This window comes from Bradyrhizobium sp. CSA112 (assembly GCF_029051645.1).
GTDB lineage: Bacteria > Pseudomonadota > Alphaproteobacteria > Rhizobiales > Xanthobacteraceae > Bradyrhizobium.
This window is the reverse complement of sequence record NZ_JAACFS010000019.1, coordinates 111,204-135,427: the sequence shown is the minus strand read 5'-3', so window position 1 is coordinate 135,427 and position 24,224 is coordinate 111,204. Positions and strand designations below refer to the sequence as shown.

Sequence of the window (24,224 nt, the reverse complement as noted above, 5' to 3'; positions counted from 1 at the left end):
CTGGCCAAAGACTTCGAGGCAACCATCGCCAGCGCGGAAGCCTGGATCCTGATCGCAAGCATCCGCCTGCTCTCCCGCCGCCTGGCTAGAACCTGAGATGCCAATGACTTATTTTGAGTCAGACTCTGAGGAGCCGCGGAGCGGCGTCTCGAAGGATGCGGCCACAGGCGGGCCTACATCCTTCGAGACGGGCGCGAGCGCCGCTCCTCAGGATGAGGCACGGGCAGCCTTGCTGCCGCGGGCCGTGCCGTGGTAGCCCGAACCTCATCGCAAACGCCGTGAAACAGGACGGATGAATGACTGACGCAAAATACGACGTTCTCGGGATCGGCAATGCGATTTTCGACGTCTTCGCGCAAACTGACGAGAAGTTCCTGGCCGACCACGGCATGGCCAAGGGCGGCATGGCGCTGATCGACGAGGCCCGCGCCACGTCGATCTACCGCGACATGGGGCCGGCGACGGAAGTCTCCGGCGGCTCCGGCGCCAACACCATCGTCGGTGTTGCCGGCTTCGGCGTGCGCGCCGCCTTCATCGGCAAGGTGAAAGCCGATCAGATCGGCGGCCTCTACACCCACGATATCAGAGCCGCCGGCGTCGCCTTCGAGACCAAGGCCGCCGCCGCCGGCCCTGCCACCGGTTGCTCCTACATCCTGGTGACGCCGGACGGCGAGCGCACCATGAACACCTATCTCGGCGCCGCGCAGGACCTTGGGCCCTCGGACATCGACGAAACGCAGATCGCAGCCTCCCGCATCCTCTATCTCGAAGGCTATCTGTGGGATCCGAAGAACGCCAAGGAAGCCTTCGTCAAGGCAGCCAGCATCGCGCACGCGGCTGGCCGCCAGGTGGCGCTGACGCTGTCGGATTCCTTCTGCGTGGATCGTTATCGTGACGAGTTTCTCGACCTGATGCGCAAACGCACGGTCGATCTCGTGTTCGCCAACGAGGCCGAGCTGCACTCGCTGTACCAGACCTCGGATTTCGAGGGCGCGCTGAAGCAGCTCCGCGAGGATACAAAACTTGCCGTCGTCACCCGCAGCGAAAAAGGCTGCGTGGTTGCAAGCCAGGACGGCGTGACGTCAGTGCCGGCATTCCCGATTCAAAAGCTCGTCGATACCACCGGCGCCGGCGACCTGTTCGCCGCAGGCTTCCTGTCCGGCCTGGTGCGTGATGCGAGCCACGAGACGTGCGGCCGGCTCGGCGCGCTCGCCGCGGCCGAGGTGATCCAGCATATCGGCGCACGGCCGCAGGTGTCGCTGAAGGAGCTGGCGGGGCAGAATGGGTTGGGGGTGTAGCTGCTAGAGAGCGGGTGCGATCTCTCCCACCGTCATGCCCGGGCTTGTCCCGGGCATCCATCGCTCCTCATCCCGATATGTTAGAAATTGTTGCACGCGGCACTGACTAGGGAGACCGCGCAGCGGCTTAGCGGATTTAAGAATGGGCCGATTGATTTTGACGGTTGCTTTTGGCGTTCTTCTCACAGGCGGAGCGGAGGCATCCTGCGGCTGCCGCTGCGTCGATGGGCAAATGCAGCCGCTGTGCAGTAGCTCGATTGATTTGCCGCCGATCTGTCCACTGACGACCTGCGCGCTGACGCCGCTATCCGCCGCGCCGATTCAACCGGCGCAATTGCCACCCCTCGGCACCTCGCAATGCTCACAACGCCAAGTTCTCAATCCGGCTACGCGGCAATATGAGTGGCGCAGCATCTGCGAGTAGTCGAAGGCCCTAAGCACTGATTTGCCCGACAGCGCTGATAGTTAAGCCGAGAAGCCGCAGCGTACTGGATGCCCCGCATGCGCGGGGCATGACAGGTGCGGGTGGGGCGAGGGCGTGCCACGCGACGAAGCGCCGTCCTGCTTTTTCCTTTTCACGAAGCAATCAACGAACTCCGCTGCGCCCTCTCCCCCACGCAACCGGGGTTAACCCCGGTTCCCGCAAGGGGGAGGGAACGGAGAGAACTCGCCGAGAAGCCCGAAGTGCGATCACGGCGCCTTTTGCAATCATGCCGCGCGTTGGCCGCTGCCTTCATCCAGCCCGGCATAGACGCCGCACTCGAAGCCGGCAAAGGCTTCCAGGCACTTTGCGTCGGCGAATGGCAGCAACTGCATCAGGATCACGCCGGCGACATCGCGCGCCGGATCGATCCAGAAATAGGTATTGGCGAGGCCCGCCCAGGCGAGGCTGCCGGCGCTGCGGCCTTCCGCCGTCTTGGTGGTGTTGATCAGGAAGGAGAGGCCCCACTTCTTCACGATGTCGGGGAAGAGATCGACATCGTTGGTGTAGATCGGCGCCACCGTCACCATCTTGCCCATGGTGAGATCGCCGATGTGGTTCTGGCTCATCAGCGCGACGGTCTCGGGCCTCAAGACCTGGTTGCCGTTGCCGCGGCCCTGGTTCAGGATCATCTGAGTGAACTTGATGTAGTCGCCCGCGGTGCCGTAAAGGCCGCCGCCGCCCATATGGAATTCCGGATTCTGTTCGAGCTCGAACGGGATCGGCGCCAGCGATCCATCCTCGGTCCGCGCGTGCATGCCGACCAGCCGCTGGCGCATTGAGTCCGTGATCTTGAAGCACGTGTCGTTCATGCCGAGCGGCGCGAGCATGTTATCGCGCAGGTACGCATCGAGCCGCACGCCGCTGACGGCTTCGATAGCCTTGCCGACGAAGTCGATATTGGTGCCGTATTCCCAGCGCGTGCCGGGATCACTCATGATCGGCGTCGTCAGCGCGGCGTTCAGGCAGGTAGTGATCGCCGGGGTGCCCGTCTTCTCCAGATATTGTGCGCAGGCGCCGTTCCACATGTTGTAGGCAAAGCCTGCGGTGTGCGTCATGAGCTGGCGCAGCGTGATCGGGCTCTTGGCGGGGCGCATCGTCGGCTCGCCGCTCTCGTCAAAGCCTTCCAGCACCTGCGGGTTGGCGAGATCGGGCAAAACCTTGCCGATCGGCTCGTCGAGGGAGAGCTTGCCCTGCTCGACAAGCTGCATGCCGGCGGCCGTCGTGATCGCCTTGGTCATGGAGGCGATCCAGAACACGCTGTCGACGGTCATGGCGTCGTCCTTGGAAAGGTCGCGCTTGCCGAAGGCGCCCTGGTAGATCACCTCGCTCCCCGTCGCCGCCATCGCGACCACGCCGGGAATCTCCATCGCCTCGCATTTCTGACGCAGAATCCGGTCGATCTCAGCTTTGCTTTGCATGGGTCTCCTCCCGCTTTGATTTTTATGGAAGTGGAACGATCTTCCTCCCGGCCGCCTTGTCCCGCAAGCGGCCGCGACCGGCGGCGGCCGATGTCGCTATGTCGTGATGGGCAAAAGGCGCGGGCAGGGCTCGTGGGGCTATCCGGCACAAAACTGCAACACCTCGCGGCTTTCAGCGGTGGGGGAAGGGCAATGGCGGTGACCGGTTTTACCATCCACGATAACGTGATCTCGCCGCGATTCCCGTCACCGATCTTTTTTAGTAAGGCGTTCAAATTCCAGCGCAAACGCCAGCGCGTTGGCTGGGTCAATTAACCAAAATGGTTGTCATTTTTCGGCTTGTGCAAAGGTGCGCAAATGATTTCGACTTGGAGTGAATGGAAGCGCTACCCCCGTCCCGGGCGTGGCGAAAATATCGAGGCGCCGATCTCGCCCGGAATCTACGAAGTCCGCTACGCCGGTACCGGCGCGCTGCACTCGTTCGAGGCGGTCGATAACGTCGCCCAGGCGCTGGCGCTTTTGCCGGTCGGTTCCAGATCCTGGTTCGGCCGCCGCGACCCCGCCAAGCTGCCCGACCTCGAATACCGGACGTGCGCGACGTCCAGCAAAGCCGACGCCAAGGCGGCCGCGCAAAGCATGATCGGCCGCCGCGAGACGTATTTGAGCGGGGCGGCGTGATTAGCCCCGTCATTCCGGGGCGTAACTGAGGTCGTCATTCCGGGATGGTGCGTTAGCACCAGACCCGGAATCTCGAGATTCCGGGTTCGATGCTGCGCATCGCCCCGGAATGACGGAGGTCCCCACTGGCATCGCCCTCAATATTCGTTGAAGCAGGGCTGCTTCAGCCGCCGATGCATTGCCGCTGATACAGGCCTATGCTTGGGATCAATATCCCAAGAAAATCCGAGGAGGTCTGCCATGAACCCGCCAGTCGCCGCTCGCGCTTCGAAAGCCCAGCCATCGCTTCACGACCGCCTGAAAGATCCCTCGCTGCTGCGCGACCGCTGCTACATCGATGGCGCCTGGGTCGGCACGCCGTCGCGCCCCGTCACCAATCCGGTGAACGGCGTCGAACTCGCAAAGGTCCCGGCGTTCTCTACGGCGGAAGCCACCCAAGCCGTCGAAGCCGCCGAGCGCGCATTCCCGGCCTGGGCCAAGCTCACCGCAAAGCAGCGCTCCAACATTTTGCGAAAGTGGTTCGAGCTGATCGCGGCCAACCGCGAGGACCTCGCGCTGATCCTGACTTCCGAGCAGGGCAAGCCGCTGGCGGAAGCGCTTGGCGAAGTCGATATCGGCGGCGCCTATGTCGAATTTTTTGCCGAGGAAGCCCGCCGCGTCTATGGCGAAACCATCCCAACCCAGCGGCCGGATGCGCGGCTGCTCGCAATCAAGCAGCCGATCGGCGTCTGCGGCGCGATCACGCCGTGGAATTTCCCCTGCTCGATGATCACCCGCAAAGTCTCGCCGGCGCTCGCTGCCGGCTGCACCGTCGTGCTCAAGCCGGCCAATGAGACGCCGCTGACCGCGCTGGCGCTGGTCGCGCTCGCCGAAAAGGCCGGCGTGCCCAAGGGCGTGTTCAACATCCTCACCGGCAATTCATCGGCGATCGGAAAAGTGCTGTGCGAGCATCCGGCCGTGCGCTTCGTCGGCTTCACCGGCTCGACCGAGGTCGGCAAGATTCTCTATCAGCAGGCGTCCGTGGGCGTGAAGAAGCTCGGCCTCGAACTCGGCGGCAACGCGCCGTTCGTGGTGTTCGACGATGCCGATATCGACGCGGCGGTGGAGGGCGCCATCATCTCCAAGTATCGCAACATGGGCCAGACCTGCGTTTGCGCCAACCGCATCTACGCCCAGGACAAGATCTACGACGAGTTCGTCGAAAAGCTCTCCAAGAAGGTCGCGGCGATGAAGATCGGCGACGGCACGGAGCAGGGCGTGGTGCAGGGGCCGCTGATCAACATGGATGCGGTGCTCAAGGTCGAAAAACACATCGACGATGCCGTGAAGGGCGGCGCGAAGATCATCACCGGCGGCAAGCGCCACGCGCTCGGCGGCAGCTTCTTCGAGCCGACGGTGCTTTCCAACGTGAAGGCGGATGCATTGGTGGCGCATGAAGAGACCTTCGGCCCCTTGGCGCCGGTGTTCCGCTTCAAGGACGAGGCCGACGTGATCGCGATGTGCAACAACTCGCCGTTTGGCCTGGCGTCGTACTTCTACGCGCGCGATCTCGGCCGCGTCTGGCGGGTTGCCGAAGCGCTGGAAGCCGGCATGGTCGGCGTCAACACCGGCCTGATCACCACCGAAGTCGCGCCGTTCGGCGGCGTCAAGGAAAGCGGCCTCGGCCGCGAAGGCTCGCATCACGGCATGGAGGAATATGTCGAGATCAAGTACGTGATGATGGCGGGCGTGTAGCCGTCACCGGATGGAGTTTCGTAGGGTGGGCAAAGCGAAGCGTGCCCACCGCCGTCGTCCGTGCTAGAAGTGGTGGGCACGCTGCGCTTTGCCCACCCTACGCTCTACCGCCGCAGCACCGCGATGGTCCGGTTGGCGAAGGAAAGCCGCTCCGCAATCACGGACACAAAGTAAGTCAGGAGCTTTTGCCCCAGCGCGGGATCGTCGGTCTTGATCGCCTCGAATTGACGCGTGTTCAGAACGTAGAGCACGCTTGCCACCTCGGCTTGGATCGTCGCGCTGCGCGGCGCGTGCGAAACGAGGCCCATCTCGCCGATCGTGGTATAGCGGCCGAGGCTGCGCACACGTGTGGCGCGGTTGTCATCGGCCGGAACCATGATGCCGACGCGTCCGTCGAGGATGAAATGCATGGAATCGGCGGCGTCGCCGGCGCGCGCGATGATCTCGGCGGCGGCGACTTCGATACGCTGGCAGCGGCGGATCAGTTCGTCGGCGTCGTCCTCACTGTCGAGCATCCGGGTGAACCAGTCGCGCAGATTGGCCGCTTCCTGTGCGAGCCCCTGATGCTGCATGATGATCTCGTTCTCGCACCATTCCAGAGCATGGTCGAGTTCGTCGATCGTGGTGATGCCATCGGTGATGAAGTCGCTCGAGCGCAGCACCTTCTCGGCGCTGGCGGACAGATGCACCAGCACCAGATGGACGCCGAGATCATGCGCGCTGCGCTTGATCTGCGCAAAACTGTACGCTGCCGACGAATCGATGCCGGTGACGAGCTTGAAGTCGAACAGTAGATAGCGGCACTCCGGCTGCTGCTGCAGCAGCACCTTGACATGCTGATAGAGCCGGTTGGCGGAGCCGAAGAACAGGTAGCTCTGCAGGTTCAGCCCCTGGATCTTGCCGCCATGGGCCAGCAGCACGTCCTGGTCGTCGCGCGAGCGATCGAGCGAGCTGCGATACTCCGAACCGTCGAAGCTGAACTTGATCGATTCGATCCGCGCCGCGCTGAACGCAAAGGTCGCGCAGCCGATGATGACACCGATCAGAATGCCCGGGACGAATCCCCAGGTGACAACGATGGCGATGATCGCGAGTAGCGAGAGGTATTCGATGTTGGAGAGCCGCTTGCGCGATTCGATGATCCATTTGTGCAACTGGCCCGCGCCGAGATAGAGCAGAAGCCCGCCGAGCACGAATTTCGGCATGTAGCCGAGCAGGGCGGGTGCCACCGCCAGCATCAGCAGCGAGACGGCAGCAGCCGTCAGGCCGGAAAGTCTGCCCCTGCCGCCGCTGCTGAAATTCAGGATGGTGCGGCTGACCGATACGCAGCCGGCGTAACCCGCGAGCGCACCGGCCAGGATATTGGCAAAGCCGGTGACGTTGAGTTCGCGCTCCAGATTGGCTTCGCGATGCACTGCGACTTCGATGCCGGTGGTGTTGAACAGGGTGCTGGCCGCCGTGACGAAGATAACGGCGACCAGATTGCCGAGCAGGTCGGGGACCGCTGACCAGGGATAGTGGGAGAGCTCGTCGGCGTGCAATGGCAACATGAACGCCGCCGGCGGCGGAGGCTGGAAGGTCCAGCCGATGGCGCGGGCCTGCTCGGAGGAGATGCCGATGATCCAGAACGCCAGATGCGCCGCGATCACGCCGCCAATCAGGACGGCCGGCAGACCGAACGGGCCGCGCGAACGGTGCGAGGTCACGTACAGCACGAACGCCATCGCGCAAGCCGCGCTCAATTCCGAGATCGTGATGATGTTGGTGAAGCGAAGCAGCGTGTTCAATTGCACGGGATGATCGGTGATCACGCGGACGGCGCCCAGCACGATCAGAAGCCCGGTCGCGCCCAGGAACCCGCCGATCACGGGATAGGGCACGTAGCGGATGGCGCGCCCCATCCGTGTCAGGCCGAGGCCGCACAGCACGATGCCGGTCACCACGGTCGACAGGGCGAGCGTGATCAGCACGGGTGAAAGCAATTGCGCCGACGGATCGGCCGCGAGAATGCGCTCGACCAGCGATGCGGCCAGGATCCCGGTCACCGCCGCGGTGGCGCTGTCGGGGCCGGCGACCCCAAACGGCAGGGAGCTGCCGAGCGCGATGACGGTCGCAATCACGGCAGAACTGACGAAGGTTGCCGCGATGCCATAGGACAAATACGGCGACAGCGGTCCTGCGAAGATCAGCAACGCATAGGACAGGCCGAATGTAGTGCCGAGGACGCTCGCCGCGCTCCCACCAATAATATCATTGATGGCTCGCTTTGCCCGCGAGCCGAAACAGGTTGATCGACCAATCACGCGAAAAAAGCCCCAAAATTCCGTACGTTAGTCGTAGACGAGGCCGGCGTGGGACGACAACAACAATCTTATGACAGCCGGGCTCTTAGGGCGCTGCGCGGCGTCAGTCGGTCCCCCCATCGCCGCCGAACGCGCCGTGGCGGCCCCCGCCGGAAGCAAATCGTGTCGCACCCGACAGCGTTTCGCCCGAGGCGATCACCTCGAGCCCGCCGCGCATCTCATTGGCGATCGCTTCCTCCTCGGAAAGGTCCCATTGCCGCAGCGCCGACAGCCGGTCGGCGCGCAAGCATTTTTGCGGGAAGCGCGCGATCTCCCGCGCCAGTGCGATCGCCTGCGCCACCGCCTCGCCGCGGCCGACGACGCGGTTGGCGAGGCCCATCCGCAGCGCCTCCTGCGCGCCGACCGGGCGGCCGGTCAGAATCAGATCGATCGCCTGCGAATGGCCGATCAGCCGCGGCAGGCGGATGGTGCCGAGATCGATCAAGGGCACACCGAAGCGGCGGCAGAAGATGCCGAAGGTCGCATCCTCCGCGACCACACGCATATCTGCCCACAATGCCAGCTCCATCCCGCCGGCCACCGCAAAGCCTTCGACCGCCGCGATCACCGGCTTTGACAGCCGCAACCGGCTCGGCCCCATCGGCGCGATCGAATCATGCCCGCCGAGCTCGCGCCGCTTGTTGGGATCGCCCACCGCCACCGCTTTGAGATCGGCGCCGGCGCAGAAATAGCCGCCGGTGCCGGTGAAGACGGCGACGGAAGCGCTTTCGTCGGCGTCGAAGGCAAGAAAGGCGTCGTACAGCTTGCGCGCGGTGGCGCCATCGACGGCGTTCCTGCGATGCGGGCGGTTGATGGAAACGATGGTGATGGGACCATCGCGTTCGACAAGCACGGTATCTGCCTCGGACATATCAGGCGCTCCCTTGGTGTTTTTTATTGGCGTCATTCCGGGGCGATGCGAAGCATCGAACTATGGTGCGCAACTTGCGCACCTGAGAATCTCGAGATTCCGGGTCCGGTCCTTCGGACCGTCCCGGAATGACGGAGTCAAATAGATAGCTCCGTCCCCGTCACGCGCCGATACGCCTCAAGGTACCGCTTGCTGGTCGCGTCCACCACGCTCTCCGGCAGTGGCGGGGGCGGGGCGTCGCCGTTCCAGCGGCCGGCGCGGCGCTCGGCGTCGAGATAGTCGCGCAGCGGCTGCTTGTCGAAGGAAGGCTGCGGCCGGCCGGGCTTGTAAACGTCGGCCGCCCAGAATCGCGAACTGTCCGGCGTCATCACTTCGTCGATCAGGATGATGCGGCCGTCCGCCGCGCGGCCGAATTCGAACTTGGTGTCGGCGATGATGATGCCTTGGTGCCGGGCGATCCGTTCGCCGAAATTGTAGATCGTGCGCGCCATGGTCTCGAGCTTCTCCGCGACGTCGGCGCCGACGATCTCCCGCATCCGGGCGACCGTAATGTTCTCGTCGTGACCGGTCTCGGCCTTGGTCGCCGGGCTGAAGATCGCCGTCTCCAGCTTCTCGCTTTCGACCAGTCCAGGCTTGAGCTCCTCGCCGGCCAGCGTGCCGGATGCGGCATACTCCTTCCAGGCGGAGCCGGAAATATAGCCGCGGATCACGCATTCCACCGGGAAGACCGTGGTGCGCCGGCATAGCATCGCGCGCCCCACGATGTCGGCGCGATGGTCCTTCAAGGCAGGCACCTTGCGGATGATTTCATCGGCATCGGCGCTGATCATGTGATGCGGCACCACGCCTTCGAGCTGGCGGAACCACCACGCGCTGATCTGCGTCAGCACCGCGCCTTTCATCGGGATCGTCTCGGCCATCACAACGTCGAACGCGCTGATGCGGTCGGTGGTGAGCAGCAGCACACGGTCGTCGCCGACGGCATAGATATCGCGCACCTTGCCGCGGCCAAGCCGTGGCAAGGGCAAATCGCTGGCGAGCATCGCGTTCATTCGGTCAGGCTTTCGAAACGGCACGCTTGTGCAGGCGTGCAAATGAGAAAGCGGAGCAATAGCTCACTCCGGCAACGGAATGAACTCATGTTCTTGCGGAACGGCGGCAAACCGGCCGGTTTTCCAGTCCTGTTTGGCCTGCTCGATCCGCTCCTTGCTGGAGGAGACGAAATTCCACCAGATATGGCGCGGGCCTTCCAGCGCGTCGCCGCCGAGAAACATCATCCGCGTCGGCCTCAATGCCTTCACCGTGATGCGGTCGCCCGGCCTGAAGATCAGCAGGCGCGGCCCCTCATAGCGCTCGCCCGCGATCTCGACTTCGCCGTCGACCAGGTAGATCGCGCGCTCCTCATGATCGGGATCGAGCGGCACGCTTGTGCCGGCCTGCGCGGTCACCTCGGTATAGAACCACGCAGACACCATGCTGACCGGCGACTTCACGCCAAAGCCGTGACCTGCGATGATGCGCGCGGTGAATCCGCTCTCCCTCACGGTCCGCAGCGCTTCGGCGGCGTAGTGCTGGAACGACGGCGCGATCTCTTCCGACCCTGTGGGCAGCGCGATCCAGCTCTGCAGGCCCAGCATTTTCTGCCCGTCGCGGCGCTGCACGTCGGGGGTGCGTTCGGAATGCGCGATGCCGCGTCCCGCCGTCATCAGGTTCATCGCGCCGGGCTGGATCTCCTGAATGTTGCCCTCGCTGTCGCGGTGCATGATCGAACCGTCGAACAGATAGGTCACGGTGGCAAGCCCGATGTGCGGATGCGGGCGGACGTCCATGCCCTTGCCGGCCATGAACTGCACCGGTCCGAAATGATCGAAGAAGATGAAAGGGCCGACCATCTGCCGCTTGCCGTGCGGCAGCGCGCGCCGCACCGCAAAGCCATCGCCGAGGTCGCGGGTGCGGGGCACGATGATGAGATCGAGCGCATCGCAGGATGCGGGATCGCCGAGCACGGGATCGTTGGAAGGTTGCCAGCTCATGAGAACTCCTTGAAGTTTGCCGCGATCATACTCTTTCCGTCGTCCCGGCCAAGCGGAGCGCGAGCCGGGACCCATAACCACGAGGGCCCACATTTGCGAAGACCCGGAGCCACAGCTTGCCTCAACAACACGCATTTGTGGTTATGGGTCCCTGCGTTCGCAGGGACGACGGAAATCTTGTGCTCCTCGCGTTGGATACGGTGGCTCGGGCGCCAAAATTGAATCACATTGCAATTTGCACTAAGTTCGCGAAGCGCAGCGACCTGCGCAAAACGGGCCGACCTGATGCTGCCTTCCACCCTCGACATCGCCTTGCGCGGCGCCACCGTGGCGCTGCTGCTGGTGCTCGCGGCATCGCTGTATCGCGGCTTCGGCACCGTGCTCGCGGGACGGCTGGCCGCGGCCTTCGCGCTCGGATCGGCGGCCCATGCGGTGAGCTATTCGATCGGTGCCCCCGCACCGGTGTCGATCGCCCGCGCGCCGTTGATTGCGCTGTCGACCGGCAATATCGTGGTGTTCTGGCTGTTCACGCGCGCGCTGTACGATGAGGCGTTCAGGCTGCGCTGGTGGCATGCGCTGATCTGGGCGGCCGTCGCGGCGTTCAGTTTTGTCAACTGTATGTGGCTTGCGCCGGCATCCGGTGTGAGATTGTCGATCATCGCGATAAATTTGCTCGTGCTCGGCTTTATCGCCCTGGCTGTCGCGCAGACCATCGCCTCGTGGTCATCAGATCTGGTCGAGGGCCGCCGTCGCGTCCGCGCCTTCATCGTCAGCGCGGTGGCGCTCTATGGCGGCTTGAACGCGGTCCTGCAGATATCGATGTCCGGCAGCAGCGCCACCGAAATCGCCAACACCGTGAATTCGGCCGTGCTGGCCGGTGTGGTGACGGCGATCTCGATCGCGATGATGCGCGTGGACGGCGCCGATTTGTTCCCCGCCGCAGCGGAAATCCAAGCCGATACAATTGAAGCGGGGGCCGGTGTCGAATCCGGTGCCGACCAGAAAATTATCGATGCACTGATGCGGCTGATGGGCGACGAACGCATCTACCGTCACGACAACGTCACCATCGGCTCGCTTGCGACCAGGCTCGGGATTCCGGAATACCGGCTGCGGCGGTTGATCAATCAGCGGCTCGGCTACCGCAATTTCAATGTGTTCCTCAACGAGCACCGGATCGCAGAAGCCAAGGCCGCGCTCGCGGATCCGAGCCAGGCGGAAGTCCCCGTCACTACCATTGCGATGGACGCCGGCTTCCAGTCGCTCGGCCCGTTCAACCGAGCTTTCAAGGCCATTACGGGTGTCACGCCGACGGAATATCGTCGGCTCAAGGCCAGCGCGGCATAGCAATTATCGTATTGTTATTATTAGCATATTTTGGAATCAGTCAGCCGCTTTGAGGTTTCGGCCAGCGCGAATTTCGAATCCGGCGAGCCGCCCGCGCCAATCCCGCCATGCTGCCCGGCACGCGCTGATGCGCGCTGCCGGAGGCCAATGTGACCAGACGAAATCTCATCCTCATCCTCGCCACCTCAACCGCTCTCAGCGCGCTCGCGCTCTCGGCCGCACGCGCCCGCGACGTGCCAAAGGTCGCGACCGGCTTTGTCGCAGGCGTGCTCTGCACCGAGATCTTCGTCTCCGGCCTCGATCCGGCGCGGGTGTTTGCCGAGACCGCGTCGGCGATGCCGGGCGCCGGGCTGATCGCTTGGGCTCTCAATTATCGCGTCGACCGCGCGCGCAAGGACGTCACGGTGACGCTGTTCGGCATGGGTCCAAGCCACGCCGTCTTCCGCGGCGAAGGCCTCGGTTGCTATCTCGATCATGGCGGGGCTGTGGCCGACATCGCATTGCAGCCAGCAGAGGCCAGACCGGCGCTGCTGCCTGATATCGCCGGCCCCTCGATCGTCGAGCCGCGAACGCCGAAACTGGCTGCCGCGCTCGACCGCGCCTTTGCCGAGCCGGACAAATCGACACCGCGCAACACCCACGCGGTGGTGGTCCTGAAGGGCGGACACATCATTGCCGAGCGCTACGCCGCCGGCATCGGCATTGATACGCCGCTGCTCGGCTTCTCCGCGACCAAATCGGTCATCTCGGCGCTTGCCGGCATTCTTGTGCGCAAGGGCGTGCTGCCGCTGCATGAGCCCGTATCCATCGCGGCGTGGCAAGTTCCCGGCGATGCCAGGCGCGCCATCACGCTCGACCATCTGCTGCGCCACACCGCGGGGCTCGCGCTTGGCGGCTCGCTGCAGGCGTCGCTGGCATCCGCGCTCGAGCCGGTCAACCGCATGAAATTCGTGGAGCCTGACATGGCGTCCTATGCGGAGAGCATTCCCTTGGAAACCGCGCCGGGCACAGCGTGGAACTATCACGACGGCAACACCGTCATCCTCGCGCACGTAATCCGTCAGGCTGTCGGCGTCCGCGCGGCCGACATGATGCGCTTTGCGCGGCAGGAATTGTTCGAGCCGCTCGGCATGCGCAACGTGACGCTCGAATTCGACGCTTCGGGCAATGCGGAAGGGTCGAGCCAGTTGCTGGCGAGCGCGCGCGACTGGGCGCGCTTTGGCCAGCTCTATCTCAACGATGGCATCGCCGGCGGCAAGCGCATCCTCCCCGAAGGGTGGGTGAAGTATTCGGTGACACCGACTCGGAATGCCTGGGTCGGCCAGGGCGCGGGGTTCTGGACCAATCTCGGCGACAGTTTTGGCGCGACCTTCCGCGCCGAGCGCGGCTGGCCGCGCGATGCATTCTTCGCCAAGGGCACGCTCGGGCAATATGTGATCGTCGTGCCGTCCGAGCGGCTGGTGATCGTCCGGCTCGGGCGCTCGCCGAACTGGCCGCCGGAAGCCGATGGCGTGTTCGGTCTGGTGCGCGATGTGGTTGCGGCGTTGGGAAACAAGCGAAAGCTCGCAGTCAGCAATTGACTGCGGCAAAATCTTCCTTCTCCCCTTGTGGGAGAAGGTGGCGCGAAGCGCCGGATGAGGGGTTCGATCCGCGAATACCAATGTGATAGGGTCACTCGCGGAGAGAGACCCCTCACCCGTCTCAATCGTGCTTTGCACGATTGATCCACCCTCTCCCACAAGGGGAGAGGGGTTGCACCGCCGATGTTGAAGCTAGTTTGGCTTACTGCCGTCCCAACTGCGTGGCCTTCTCGACGCGGTCGAAGCTTTCAAGCGACAAGATCGCGTCGGCAAGTTGGTCGGCGCGGCCGTTCAGTACGGGGCGGGCGAGCGTGAGGAATTTCTGCTGCATCGCCTGCGCGTCCGGGAACGAGTTCGGCTCGCCGGAGGGATCGGCATAGAGCCGCTCATGCACGCCGTCGTCGGTGGTGATCGAAACGCGTGCGCCGAACGGATGGGTGCGCCCGATCTCGAGGCGGTCATCCTGCACAACGTCGAACTTGTCGGCGAGTGCGTTGACGGCGGCATCGCCGAGCCGGTCGTAATCGTCCCAGCCGAAGCTGCCCTGATCGAGCGCCAGCGCGCCGGTGAAGAACATCGAGAATTGTCCGCCGACGATGGAGGTTGGATGCCGCTTGGTGGCGGCGTCGCCGGTCAGCGTGATGCCGTTGCGATGCAGGCCGATCTCGACGCGCTTGATCTGGTCCGGCGTCAGATTGTGCTCCCGCCGCATCGCGATCAGCGCGTCCAGCGCGGCATGGGTATAGCGGCAGCTCGGATAGGGTTTGACGCCGATCTTCAGCGTCTCATAGGTCTTGCCGAGGCCTGCGGTCGCCTTGTCGGGATCGGCGTCGTCGCTGTAGCCGACGAGCAGGCCGTGCTTGCCCTCGACGGATTCGGTCGAGCCGACGAAATTGTTGCGCGCGAGCGTCGCGGCAATGACGCCGTTCATTGCGGCAGCGCCGACCTGGTAGCGCTTGTTCCAGGCGCCGTTGACCAGGAACTGCAGCGAGCCCGCGGCCTGGCTGCCGGAAACGCCGAAGGCGGATATGAGCTGGTCCTTCGAAAGGCCGAACAGTTTTCCCGCGGCCGCCGCGGCGCCATAGGTTCCGGCCGTCGCGGTCGGGTGGAAGCCGCGCGCATAATGCGAGGTCGGATCGAGCGCGTTACCGAGCCGGCAGCACACTTCATAACCCGCGACGATCGCAGTCAGCACGTCGCGCCCCGATGCACCGACCATTTCGCCGACGGCAAACGCGGCCGGCACCACGGGCGCGCTCGGATGCAGCGAGGAGTCCGCGTGCGTGTCGTCGAAATCAAGGGAATGGCCGAGCGCGCCATTGAGCAGCGCCGCCACCGCCGGCGTCCAGGTCTTCGAGTCGCCGAACACCGTGGCTTCACCCTTGCCGTCCAGCGCCAGCGCTTCCAGCATTTTGAGCAGCGAGGCGGTGGATTCCGCATCGCGCCGCGCCCGGATCGTGCTTCCGAGGAAATCGAGCGTCAGCACCTTGGCGCGCTCCAGCACCTCCGGCGGGATGTCCGCAAATTTCAGGTCGGCGACATAGGCTGCAAGCGTTGCGGTTTCGTTGGCCATCGTGTTTCCTCGTTTTGCCGGGCAGGGTAGGCGGGCCTAATTGACCTTTCAAGCCGGCTTCCTGCCGCGGGCATCAGCCATGCCTGGCGTCATCTAGCACAGGCACGGCGTGCAGATTCCGGAATGCGGCGCATGATGGCCTTCGCAAAACGCATGCTTGGATCGCTTCGGCCCTGGAAGACGCAACTGGCGCTCAGCGACAACAGCGCCCCGGCCAGCAGCGCATCGGCATCGACGGCAGGTGTGACTTCGCGGACGGTCATGGGGACGCCAGTCTGCTCGCCAGCAGCCGGAATCGCAAGACGAGCAGGGTGGCGAAGACAACGGTGCCGATCGACAATCCGAACCAGACGCCGCTGGCGCCAAGCGATGTCCAGAACCCGAGCGCGCAAGCGGAAGTGAAGCCGATCAGCCAGTAGCTGAAGGTGGCGAATAGCAGCGGCACGCGCGTGTCGTTCATTCCGCGCAGCGCACCGGCGGCGATGGTCTGGATACCGTCCGCGACAAAGAACGTCGAGCCGATCAGGAGCAGCGTTGCCGTCAGCGTCGCGGTCGCGTCGACGGCTTCGCCGAGGAATATCTCGGCAATCAGGAACCGTCCAAGGATTACGGCGAGTGTCATCGTGGCCATAAACGCAGCGCCGAGAAGTATCGCCACATAGCCGGCGCGCCTGACGGCGTCGCTGTCGCGGCGCCCGACCGCATGACCGACCCGGACAGTCGCTGCCATACTGATTCCGAACGGCACCATGAAAAGGATGGCTGCGATCTGGAGCGCAATCTGGTGCGCTGCGAGTGCCGTGGTGCTGATCAGACCCATCAGCAGTCCGGCAGCGCCGAACAGCCCGTACTCGAGCAGAAACGCCATCGAGATCGGCGCGCCGACGATCACGAGTTTCGCCATCAACGGCCAGTCGATGCGCCAGATGTTGCCGAGGACGTGATATTTCCGGAACGGCCGGCGCAGCGCGGTGAACCACAGCCCGGCGAGAAACGTGCCGAGATTGACCACGCTGGTCGCAAGGCCCGCGCCGAACAGCCCGAGCTCGGGCAGGCCCGATTTCCCATAGAGCAGCAGATAGACCAGCAACGCGTTGGCCGGGATCGCGGCCAGCGTGATCCACAGCACCGGCTCGGGCCGGTTCACCGCGCTCATGAAGCCGCGGATCGCGATAAACCACAGCGCCGGCAGGATGCCCCAGGCAAGGCCGAACAGGTACTGCTGCGCGAGCCCGGCGGCCGTCGGCGCCTGGCCGAGCGCGATCAGGATCGCCTCGCCGCGGAATGGCAGTGCCATCAGCGGCAGTGCGATCAACAGCGCCGCCCACAAGCCGACCCGCAGCGCGCGCCGTACCATGCGCGGATCGCGAGCGCCGAAAGCCTGCGCCGCCAGCGGCGCTACGGCCGATACCAGGCCCATGCCGAAAGTGAAGGCGACGAAGAACACCGTATGTGCGAGGGCTGCGGCAGCCACGGTTTCGCTGCCGAGCCGGCCGATGAACGCCAGATCGGTCGTCATCATCGCGATCTGCCCGAGCTGCGTCAGCGCAAGCGGCACCGCGAGCTTCAGGGTCTCGGCGAGTTCAATCGCGAGATGACGGCCGGGCGCGGCCGCAGAAGGATGCTGCGCAACGGATGCGCGTTCGATTTTGTCGAGCGAGGTCATTGCAACAGACTATCAGCGGCGAAGGTCGAAAAAGTGACGTCGCCGCCGGGGATCTAGCGACCGTCTCGTGCTGGAACCCGGGTGATCCTGGCTCCCAGCGCGTTGAGCCGCTCCTCGATGCGCTCATAGCCGCGCTCGATCTGGTCGGCGTTGTTGATGGTGGAGGTGCCTTCGGCGGCGACCGCCGCCAGCAGCATGGCCATGCCGGCGCGGATGTCAGGGGAGGTCATCGGCGCGCCGCGCAGCCGGCTCGGGCCTGCCACGATCGCCCGGTGCGGATCGCACAGTACGATGCGGGCGCCCATCGAGATCAGCTTGTCGACGAAGAACATCCGCGACTCGAACATCTTCTCGAACATCAGGATCACGCCGTCGCATTGCGTCGCGGTGACGATCGCAATCGACATCAGATCGGCCGGGAAGGCCGGCCACGGCTGGTCCTCCAGCTTCGGCACGTGACCACCGAAATCGTCGTGGATTTTCATGATCTGGCCGGACGGCACCACGAGGTCGTCGCCCTCGACGCCGCAGACGATGCCGAGCCGTTCAAAGCCCATCCGGATTGAACGCAGATGCTCGACGCCGGCCTTCGCGATGCGCAGCGGCGAGCGCGTCACCGCGGCGAGCCCGATCAGGGAGCCGACCTCGATATGATCCGGCTGAATGGAATAGCTCGCACCGCCAAGCGTTGCCGGGCCGTGCACGATGATGGTGTTGGTGCCGATGCCCTCGATCTTCGCGCCGAGCGCGACCAGGAAATGCGCGAGGTCCTGTACATGCGGCTCGGAGGCGGCGTTGCGCAGATAGGTGATGCCGTGGGCAGCGACCGCCGCGACCAGCGCGTTTTCGGTGGCGGTGACGCTGGGCTCGTCGAGGAAGACATCGGCGCCCTTCAGCCTGCTGGCGCGGAATTCCAGCCGGTGCGTCGCGGTGACGGTGGCGCCCAACTGCTCGAAGGCGAGGAAGTGCGTGTCGAGGCGGCGGCGGCCGATGACATCGCCGCCGGGCGGCGGTAGCGCCACCTCGCCGCAGCGGGCGAGCAGCGGCCCGGCCAGCAGGATCGAGGCGCGGATTCGTGCACAGAGTTCGGGATCGAGATCGGCAGCACGGACCTCCTTGGCGTGGATAGCGAGCGTATTGCGCTGTTTCCATTCGGCCGAGGCGCCGACCGAGCGGATCAGTTCGACCAGCGTCTCGGTGTCGCGGATGCGCGGCACGTTTTCCAGCGTGACCGGATGCTCGGTGAGCAGGGCGGCGGCGATGATCGGCAGCGCAGAATTCTTGTTGCCGGACGGCTCGATCGTGCCCGAAAGCCGGTGGCCGCCTTCAACGATGTATTGAATGGGCGGCACGGGCGCGTCCTGCCTCACACGTCGACATTGGCGCTAAGCGAATTATCCTGGATGAATTCGCGGCGCGGCTCGACCACGTCACCCATCAGCTTGGTGAAGATGTCGTCGGCCTCATCGACCTCCTTGACCTTCACCTGCAGCAGCGAGCGCGCATTGATATCGAGCGTGGTGTGCCAGAGCTGGTCCGGGTTCATCTCGCCGAGACCTTTGTAGCGCTGTAACGCCACGCCCTTGCGGCCCGCGTCGGTAACCGCCTCGAACAGGCTGACCGGCCCATGAATGGGCGTTTCCGCATCCTTGCGGCGCAACACGCCGGTCGTGTTCGGGTAGGCCTCCTGAAGTCTCGCGGCATAGTCGTCGAGCTTGCGCGCTTCCGTCGAGCCGAGCAGGGCGTCGTCGATGACGGCGACATCCTTGACGCCGCGGATGGTGCGCTCAAAGAAGAAGCCTTCGCCTTCGGTAAAGCGTCCGACCCAGCCGCGCTCGACCTCGTCGGCCAGCGCATCGAGGCGCCTGGCGATGTAGTCAGCGGCCGCATTGGCGGTAGCGATGTCGCCGGTGATCCTCGGGTTCAAGACGCCCGCGATGGCCGCCTGCTCGACCACCTTGCGGTTATAACGGCTGTGCAAATTGTTCAGGATACCGCGGATGACGCGCGCTTCTTCCACCAGCAAGCGCAGGTCGCGGCCGGCGCGCTCCGAACCCGACGCCGGCTTGAAGACGCAGTCATCGAGGCCGGTTCCGATCAGGTAGTCTTCCAGCGCGCGCTCGTCCTTCAGGTACTGCTCGGACTTGCCGCGCGTCACCTTGTAGAGCGGCGGCTGCGCGATATAGAGGTGGCCGCGGTCGATCAATTCGCGCATCTGACGGTAGAAGAAGGTCAGCAGCAGCGTGCGGATATGGGCGCCGTCGACGTCGGCGTCCGTCATCACGATGATCTTGTGATAGCGCAGCTTGTCGGCCGAGAAGTCGTCGCTGATGCCGGTGCCGAGCGCGGTGATCAGCGTGCCGATCTGCTCGCTTGACAGCATCTTGTCGGTGCGCACGCGCTCGACATTGAGGATCTTGCCGCGCAGCGGCAGCACGGCCTGGAATTCACGGTTGCGGCCCTGCTTGGCGCTGCCGCCCGCCGAGTCGCCCTCGACGATGAACAGTTCCGACTTGGCCGGATCCTTCTCCTGGCAGTCGGCGAGCTTGCCGGGCAGCGAAGAGACGCTGAGCGGGCTCTTGCGGGTCAATTCGCGCGCCTTGCGGGCGGCTTCGCGCGCGGCAGCGGCCTGGATCACCTTGCCGACGATGACTCTCGCTTCGGTCGGATGCTCCTCGAACCACGCGGCGAGCGCCTCGTTGAGGACGTTCTCGACCACCGGGCGAACTTCCGAGGACACCAGCTTGTCCTTGGTTTGCGACGAAAACTTCGGATCCGGCACCTTCACCGACAGCACGGCGGTGAGACCCTCGCGGCAATCGTCGCCGGTCAGCGCGATCTTTTCCTTTTTCGCATTGGCCTCGGCATAGCCGTTGACCTGGCGCGTCAGCGCGCCGCGGAAGCCGGCAAGATGGGTGCCACCGTCACGCTGCGGGATGTTGTTGGTAAAGCACAGCACGTTCTCATGGTAGCTGTCGTTCCACCATAGCGCCGCTTCGACGCCGATGTCGTTGAGCTCCGCCCGAACCATGATCGGGGCGGGCACGATCGCCTTCTTGTTGCGGTCGAGATATTTGACGAATTCCTCGACGCCGCCGACATAGCGCATTTCCTCGCGCTTCTCGACCGCGTGGCGCATGTCGGACAACAGGATGTTGACGCCGGAATTGAGGAACGCGAGCTCGCGCAGGCGATGCTCCAGCGTCGCGAAATCATATTCGACGTTGCTGAAGGTTTCGGCCGAAGCGAAGAACGTCACCTCGGTGCCGCGCTTGCCGTTGGCTTCGCCGACGACTTTGAGCGGAGCGACCGAATCGCCATGGGCGAACTCGATGTAGTGCTCCTTGCCGTCGCGCCAGACGCGAAGCTGCAGCTTGCTCGACAAAGCGTTGACGACGGAGACGCCGACGCCGTGCAGGCCGCCGGAAACCTTGTAGGAGTTCTGGTCGAATTTTCCGCCCGCATGGAGCTGGGTCATGATGACCTCGGCCGCGGAAATGCCTTCGCCCTTGTGAATGTCGACCGGAATGCCGCGGCCGTCGTCGCGCACCGTCACCGAGCCGTCGGCGTTGAGGATGACTTCCACGGCGGTGGCATGGCCCGCGAGCGCTTCGTCGATGGCGTTGTCGACGACCTCGTAGACCATGTGATGCAGGCCGGAACCGTCATCGGTGTCGCCGATATACATGCCCGGCCGCTTGCGAACGGCATCGAGGCCCTTCAGCACCCGGATCGATTCCGCACCATATTCAACCGGAATGGGATGCTCAGTGTCGGCGGGGGTCCGCCGGGCAGGTTCTGTCATGTGAGGCCTTCGAGGGTGTCCCGAATCAGCTGCGCAATATGAGGCGCTGATTGATCTATTTGTGCCATGAAAGAGGCATCGCGCCTAGCGCAATCTCTCTCTCAACAAGTCGTTGAATAGATGGTGGTTTTTTACCCTTTTTCAAGGTGTCCAAGGGCCTGTTCCGGCGCTCTCGAAAAGCGCGATTCGACGGCTGATTCTGCGCGCTCGATCGCCGGATTTTTGGGCTGTGTCGCGATGGGAAATGGCAGAGGGCCGCGGACCTGCTAGAGAGGGCGGCGCGGCAGCTTGTAGTCGTTGTCCGCCGGCCATCACGATCCCGGGTTTGTCCTTCATTGTCCTCGCCTTCACTAAAATATCGGCCTGATGTCGATGGCCTGCGGGCCGTCGCGGTGATGCTGGTCCTGAATTTCCACGCGTTCCCGGACGCCATGCCGGGCGGATTCATCGGCGTCGACGTGTTCTTCGTGATCTCGGGCTTTCTGATCACGGGCATCATCGCGCGGGAACTGGAACTCGGCCGTTTCAGCCTGGTCGAATTCTACAACCGGCGGATCCGGCGCATCTTCCCGGCGCTGATCGTGGTGCTCTGCGCGACATCGATGCTGGGTTGGTTCTGGATGCTGCCATCGGCCTTCGCGCAGCTCGGCAGAGACAGTTTCGCCAGCGCGGCGTTCTTGGCCAATATCGCGCTGTTGCTGCAGTCCGGCTATTTCGACGTCGAATCCGCCAAAAAGCCGCTACTGCATCTGTGGTCGCTCGGCATCGAAGAACAGTTTTACCTGTTCTGGCCGCTGCTCCTGATGCTCGCGGCGCGACTGCGCATGAGCATTATCGCGATGGCTGCGATGCTCGGCATCGGGTCTTTCCTGCTCAACGTGGCATTGATCGGCCCAAATCCGATCGCGACCTTCTACCTGCCGTTCACGCGTGCGTTTGAATTGCTGGCCGGCGCGGTGCTGGCCTGCGGCTGGATCAACGTCAGTCATTCCAGCATCGCGAGCAACCGGCGCGCCTGGATCGGCGTGGCGCTGATCGCGGCGGCCGCCGCCATCCTCGACAGTCACAGTGCCTTTCCGGGCTGGTGGGCGGTGCTGCCGGTCGCCGGCAGCGCGCTTCTGCTATCGGCGCCCGCGGCGTGGGTGAATCGGGTCGTGCTGGCAAGCCCGCCGCTGGTGTGGATCGGATTGATCAGTTACCCGCTCTATCTCTGGCACTGGCCGCTGTTGGTGTTCGGGGGGATCATCAAATTCGGTCCGCTGACGCTGCCGGAGCGCGAATTGATATTGCTCGCGAGCGCGCTCTTGGCCTGGGCGACCTACCGGTTTGTCGAGACGCCGTTTCGTTTCGGCGTCCCCAGCCGGCGCAAGATATTCAGCCTTGGGGCCGGCATGGCGATGATCGCGGTCGCCGGTATTGCCGTCATTTGGGGACGCGGCTTCGACTTCCGGCTACCGCCGGAAATCCGCGCGATGGCCAGCGTGCCGACGGAAAGCTTCAAGTGGCGGTTTCATGAATGCCTGCTCGATCTCAGTCGCGAAATGACGTTCGCCGACACTTGCGTCGAGCGCGATCGGCGCCCGCTGGTTCTGCTGTGGGGAGATTCGACCGCCGCCGCCCTGCTGCCCGGCCTGCGCAAAGCTCAGGAGCAGCGAGGCTTCAGCATCGCGCAGCTTACCTCCAGTTCCTGCATTCCGGCGCTGAACGCCGACATTGTGAGCATCCCAATTGCCGCGCAATGAATGACAAGGTCCTGTCGCTCGTCCGGCAGATCAAGCCGGACATCGTGCTGCTGCACGGAACCTGGGAAAAACATCTCGGCAATGTGGCTGAGACGGTGGTCGCGCTGAAAAAGGAAACGAACGCGCGTGTCGTTGTTCTCGGCGGGGTGCCGATGTGGCGGCGCGGGCTTCCGTCCGAGGTGCTGAGGTATTTTATGCTCCATCGCGCGCTGATCCCGGAGCGGTCGCCCAATGCCGCACCACCCACTGCCTACGATGCCGTGATGCGCGCCAGGCTTGAGCCGCTCGGCGCGGAATTCATCTCTGCATCGGACGTCTTCTGCAACGCGCAGGGCTGCCTGACGCGCCTTGGCGATGCGGCGGGAGATGTTCTCGTGAGCGATCAGGTGCACCTGACCGAAAAGGGATCGGCATTTCTGATCGACTCGATCATCGACCACTTGCTCGGCGGTGTGGCGCCCGCCGGCAGGGCGCGTTAAGGACTCAGGCGCGACGGCTCACCTGACCCGACTCCACGTCGAAGATCTCGCCGCCGGTGCCGATATCAACGAACGCGGCCGGATCGGCGCCGGTCATCCAGACCTGCGCGCCGAGGTTTGCGAGTTCATCGAACAGCGCCTTGCGCCTGGCGGGATCGAGATGGGCGACGACTTCGTCGAGCAGCAAGAGCGGCACGATGCCGGTCATCTCGGCAACCAGCGTGGCATGGGCCAGCACCAGCCCGATCAGAAGCGCCTTTTGCTCGCCGGTGGAGGCATCACGCGCCGGCATGTTCTTCGGCGCGTAGACCACCTGCAGATCGGTGAGATGGGGGCCATCCAGGGTCCGGCCCGCCGCGGCGTCGCGGGCGCGGCTCGCACGCAGTATATCGCGGTAGCGATCTTCCACTGATGTCGCGGACTCGCCAATCAGCGCATTTTCCATCCAGCCATCGAGCATGATCTGCGCCGACGGAAAGGCAGAAGCTTGCCCACGTTCGCGCAGCATCGCCGCCAGTCGCGTCACGGTCTGGCCGCGGGTGGCGGCGACGGCGACCGCAAGCTCGGCGGTTTCGCGCTCGATCGCGTCGCACCAATGATCGTCGTAATTGCGCACTTCGAGCAGGCGGTTGCGCGAGCGCAACGAGCGCTCCAGCGCCGACACCCGGCTGGAATGCTCGCTGTCGATTGCCAGTACCAGCCGGTCGAAGAAGCGCCGCCGTTCGGAAGCCGCGCCGAGGAATAGCCCGTCCATCGCGGGCGTCAGCCACACCATGCGCAGATGGTCGCCGAATGCGGTTGCCGAACCCACGGGCTCGCGATCGATCCGGCAGCGCCGGCTGGTGGAGGCGGCTTCCGCTGCGGGCGCATCGATACCCGTGCCGAGCGTGGCAAGCCCCAGTGCACCCTCGACCTCGGCCGACACCGCCCAGGAGCCGTCGCCCTGATTGTCGGCGACATCCTCCAGCGTGGCGCGCCGCAGGCCGCGCCCCGGTGACAGAAACGAGATCGCCTCCAGGCAATTGGTCTTGCCGGCGCCGTTCGGCCCCACCAGCACCACGACATCGCCGCGCGTCTGCACGCTTCCCGCGCGGTAGTTGCGGAAGTGCGTGAGGGAGAGGCGATGGATGCGGGACGGGGTCATCGTGAGTTAGTGTCGGTCTTTCTTTCCCTC

General features: G+C 64.4%; 18 protein-coding genes and 1 pseudogene. 8 read left to right on the top strand and 11 right to left on the bottom strand.

The features are described from left to right. Together GWE18_RS26660 and GWE18_RS26655 are read left to right on the top strand one after the other, a co-directional pair. Window positions 1-96 (top strand): annotated as a pseudogene (locus tag GWE18_RS26660) (IS5/IS1182 family transposase); the annotation flags it as partial. Window positions 97-296: 200 nt separating this feature from the next. Beyond that, complete coding sequence (locus tag GWE18_RS26655; protein WP_275188661.1) at window positions 297-1,298, top strand: adenosine kinase; 1,002 nt, start codon at window positions 297-299, stop codon at window positions 1,296-1,298. A 708-nt stretch (window positions 1,299-2,006) separates the two neighbouring features. Here the strand turns inward: GWE18_RS26655 and GWE18_RS26650 are convergent. Then, the gene (locus GWE18_RS26650) at window positions 2,007-3,200 is read right to left on the bottom strand and encodes a serine hydrolase domain-containing protein (protein WP_275188660.1); all 1,194 of its coding nucleotides are present in this window, start codon (window positions 3,198-3,200) and stop codon (window positions 2,007-2,009) included. Window positions 3,201-3,557: 357 nt separating this feature from the next. On the opposite strand from GWE18_RS26650, the gene GWE18_RS26645 reads away from it, so the two are divergent. Further along, the gene (locus GWE18_RS26645; RefSeq protein WP_275188659.1) at window positions 3,558-3,878 is read left to right on the top strand and encodes a hypothetical protein; all 321 of its coding nucleotides are present in this window, start codon (window positions 3,558-3,560) and stop codon (window positions 3,876-3,878) included. A gap of 240 nt (window positions 3,879-4,118) precedes the next feature. After that, window positions 4,119-5,612 (top strand): NAD-dependent succinate-semialdehyde dehydrogenase, encoded by a 1,494-nt coding sequence (locus GWE18_RS26640; RefSeq protein ID WP_275188658.1) that lies wholly within the window; start codon window positions 4,119-4,121, stop codon window positions 5,610-5,612. 104 nt (window positions 5,613-5,716) lie between these two features. Here the strand turns inward: GWE18_RS26640 and GWE18_RS26635 are convergent, their stop codons facing one another. The 4 genes from GWE18_RS26635 to GWE18_RS26620 form a co-directional block, all read right to left on the bottom strand. Then, window positions 5,717-7,915 (bottom strand): SulP family inorganic anion transporter, encoded by a 2,199-nt coding sequence (locus tag GWE18_RS26635; RefSeq protein ID WP_275188657.1) that lies wholly within the window; start codon window positions 7,913-7,915, stop codon window positions 5,717-5,719. Between the two features lie 103 nt (window positions 7,916-8,018). Then, the gene (locus GWE18_RS26630; protein WP_275188656.1) at window positions 8,019-8,825 is read right to left on the bottom strand and encodes a crotonase/enoyl-CoA hydratase family protein; all 807 of its coding nucleotides are present in this window, start codon (window positions 8,823-8,825) and stop codon (window positions 8,019-8,021) included. Between the two features lie 137 nt (window positions 8,826-8,962). Continuing rightward, window positions 8,963-9,877: a phosphoribosylaminoimidazolesuccinocarboxamide synthase gene (locus GWE18_RS26625; RefSeq protein ID WP_275188655.1), complete on the bottom strand. Its 915-nt coding sequence runs from the start codon at window positions 9,875-9,877 to the stop codon at window positions 8,963-8,965. 63 nt (window positions 9,878-9,940) lie between these two features. Then, a complete protein-coding gene (locus tag GWE18_RS26620) occupies window positions 9,941-10,858 on the bottom strand; it encodes a pirin family protein (RefSeq protein WP_275188654.1) in 918 nt (305 codons plus the stop codon). Between the two features lie 285 nt (window positions 10,859-11,143). Here GWE18_RS26620 and GWE18_RS26615 point away from each other — a divergent pair, with 285 nt between their 5' ends. Next, complete coding sequence (locus tag GWE18_RS26615; RefSeq protein WP_275188653.1) at window positions 11,144-12,205, top strand: helix-turn-helix domain-containing protein; 1,062 nt, start codon at window positions 11,144-11,146, stop codon at window positions 12,203-12,205. Window positions 12,206-12,354: 149 nt separating this feature from the next. After that, window positions 12,355-13,785 carry a serine hydrolase gene (locus GWE18_RS26610; RefSeq protein ID WP_275188652.1) on the top strand — a complete coding sequence of 477 codons (1,431 nt, stop codon included), beginning with the start codon at window positions 12,355-12,357 and terminating at the stop codon, window positions 13,783-13,785. 202 nt (window positions 13,786-13,987) lie between these two features. Here GWE18_RS26610 and GWE18_RS26605 read toward each other — a convergent pair whose 3' ends face one another. The 5 genes from GWE18_RS26605 to gyrB all read right to left on the bottom strand — a co-directional run bounded on the left by GWE18_RS26605 (window position 13,988) and on the right by gyrB (window position 20,829). Continuing rightward, window positions 13,988-15,358 carry an MmgE/PrpD family protein gene (locus GWE18_RS26605; protein ID WP_275188651.1) on the bottom strand — a complete coding sequence of 457 codons (1,371 nt, stop codon included), beginning with the start codon at window positions 15,356-15,358 and terminating at the stop codon, window positions 13,988-13,990. Window positions 15,359-15,447: 89 nt separating this feature from the next. Then, window positions 15,448-15,621, bottom strand: a complete 174-nt coding sequence (locus GWE18_RS26600) for a hypothetical protein (RefSeq protein WP_275188650.1) — start codon at window positions 15,619-15,621, stop codon at window positions 15,448-15,450. Beyond that, on the bottom strand, window positions 15,618-17,024 hold the full coding sequence (locus GWE18_RS26595; protein WP_275188649.1) for an MATE family efflux transporter: 1,407 nt from the start codon (window positions 17,022-17,024) through the stop codon (window positions 15,618-15,620). Before GWE18_RS26595 ends, GWE18_RS26600 begins: the two co-directional genes overlap by 4 nt. Before the next feature lie 53 nt (window positions 17,025-17,077). Beyond that, window positions 17,078-18,376, bottom strand: coding sequence for a UDP-N-acetylglucosamine 1-carboxyvinyltransferase (gene murA / locus GWE18_RS26590; protein WP_275188648.1), 1,299 nt, complete (start codon window positions 18,374-18,376; stop codon window positions 17,078-17,080). 14 nt (window positions 18,377-18,390) lie between these two features. Beyond that, window positions 18,391-20,829 (bottom strand): DNA topoisomerase (ATP-hydrolyzing) subunit B, encoded by a 2,439-nt coding sequence (gyrB, locus tag GWE18_RS26585; RefSeq protein WP_275188647.1) that lies wholly within the window; start codon window positions 20,827-20,829, stop codon window positions 18,391-18,393. A gap of 335 nt (window positions 20,830-21,164) precedes the next feature. Here gyrB and GWE18_RS26580 point away from each other — a divergent pair, with 335 nt between their 5' ends. Next, window positions 21,165-22,571: an acyltransferase family protein gene (locus tag GWE18_RS26580; RefSeq protein WP_342804298.1), complete on the top strand. Its 1,407-nt coding sequence runs from the start codon at window positions 21,165-21,167 to the stop codon at window positions 22,569-22,571. Next, entirely contained in the window at window positions 22,568-23,050 is a 483-nt protein-coding gene (locus GWE18_RS42350; protein WP_342804297.1) for an SGNH hydrolase domain-containing protein, read from the top strand. The genes GWE18_RS26580 and GWE18_RS42350 overlap by 4 nt, the downstream gene beginning before the upstream one ends. Window positions 23,051-23,054: 4 nt before the next feature. On the opposite strand, the gene recF is transcribed toward GWE18_RS42350, so the two are convergent. Next, entirely contained in the window at window positions 23,055-24,194 is a 1,140-nt protein-coding gene (gene recF, locus GWE18_RS26575; protein ID WP_275188646.1) for a DNA replication/repair protein RecF, read from the bottom strand. Between the last annotated feature and the right edge of the window lie 30 nt (window positions 24,195-24,224).

Coding starts and splice junctions, on each gene's coding strand:
- GWE18_RS26655 (WP_275188661.1), top strand. CDS start 297: ATGACTGACGCAAAATACGACGTTCTCGGGATCGGCAATGCGATTTTC.
- GWE18_RS26650 (WP_275188660.1), bottom strand. CDS start 3,200: ATGCAAAGCAAAGCTGAGATCGACCGGATTCTGCGTCAGAAATGCGAG.
- GWE18_RS26645 (WP_275188659.1), top strand. CDS start 3,558: ATGATTTCGACTTGGAGTGAATGGAAGCGCTACCCCCGTCCCGGGCGT.
- GWE18_RS26640 (WP_275188658.1), top strand. CDS start 4,119: ATGAACCCGCCAGTCGCCGCTCGCGCTTCGAAAGCCCAGCCATCGCTT.
- GWE18_RS26630 (WP_275188656.1), bottom strand. CDS start 8,825: ATGTCCGAGGCAGATACCGTGCTTGTCGAACGCGATGGTCCCATCACC.
- GWE18_RS26625 (WP_275188655.1), bottom strand. CDS start 9,877: ATGAACGCGATGCTCGCCAGCGATTTGCCCTTGCCACGGCTTGGCCGC.
- GWE18_RS26620 (WP_275188654.1), bottom strand. CDS start 10,858: ATGAGCTGGCAACCTTCCAACGATCCCGTGCTCGGCGATCCCGCATCC.
- GWE18_RS26615 (WP_275188653.1), top strand. CDS start 11,144: ATGCTGCCTTCCACCCTCGACATCGCCTTGCGCGGCGCCACCGTGGCG.
- GWE18_RS26605 (WP_275188651.1), bottom strand. CDS start 15,358: ATGGCCAACGAAACCGCAACGCTTGCAGCCTATGTCGCCGACCTGAAA.
- GWE18_RS26600 (WP_275188650.1), bottom strand. CDS start 15,621: ATGACCGTCCGCGAAGTCACACCTGCCGTCGATGCCGATGCGCTGCTG.
- GWE18_RS26595 (WP_275188649.1), bottom strand. CDS start 17,024: ATGACCTCGCTCGACAAAATCGAACGCGCATCCGTTGCGCAGCATCCT.
- gyrB (WP_275188647.1), bottom strand. CDS start 20,829: ATGACAGAACCTGCCCGGCGGACCCCCGCCGACACTGAGCATCCCATT.
- GWE18_RS42350 (WP_342804297.1), top strand. CDS start 22,568: ATGAATGACAAGGTCCTGTCGCTCGTCCGGCAGATCAAGCCGGACATC.
- recF (WP_275188646.1), bottom strand. CDS start 24,194: ATGACCCCGTCCCGCATCCATCGCCTCTCCCTCACGCACTTCCGCAAC.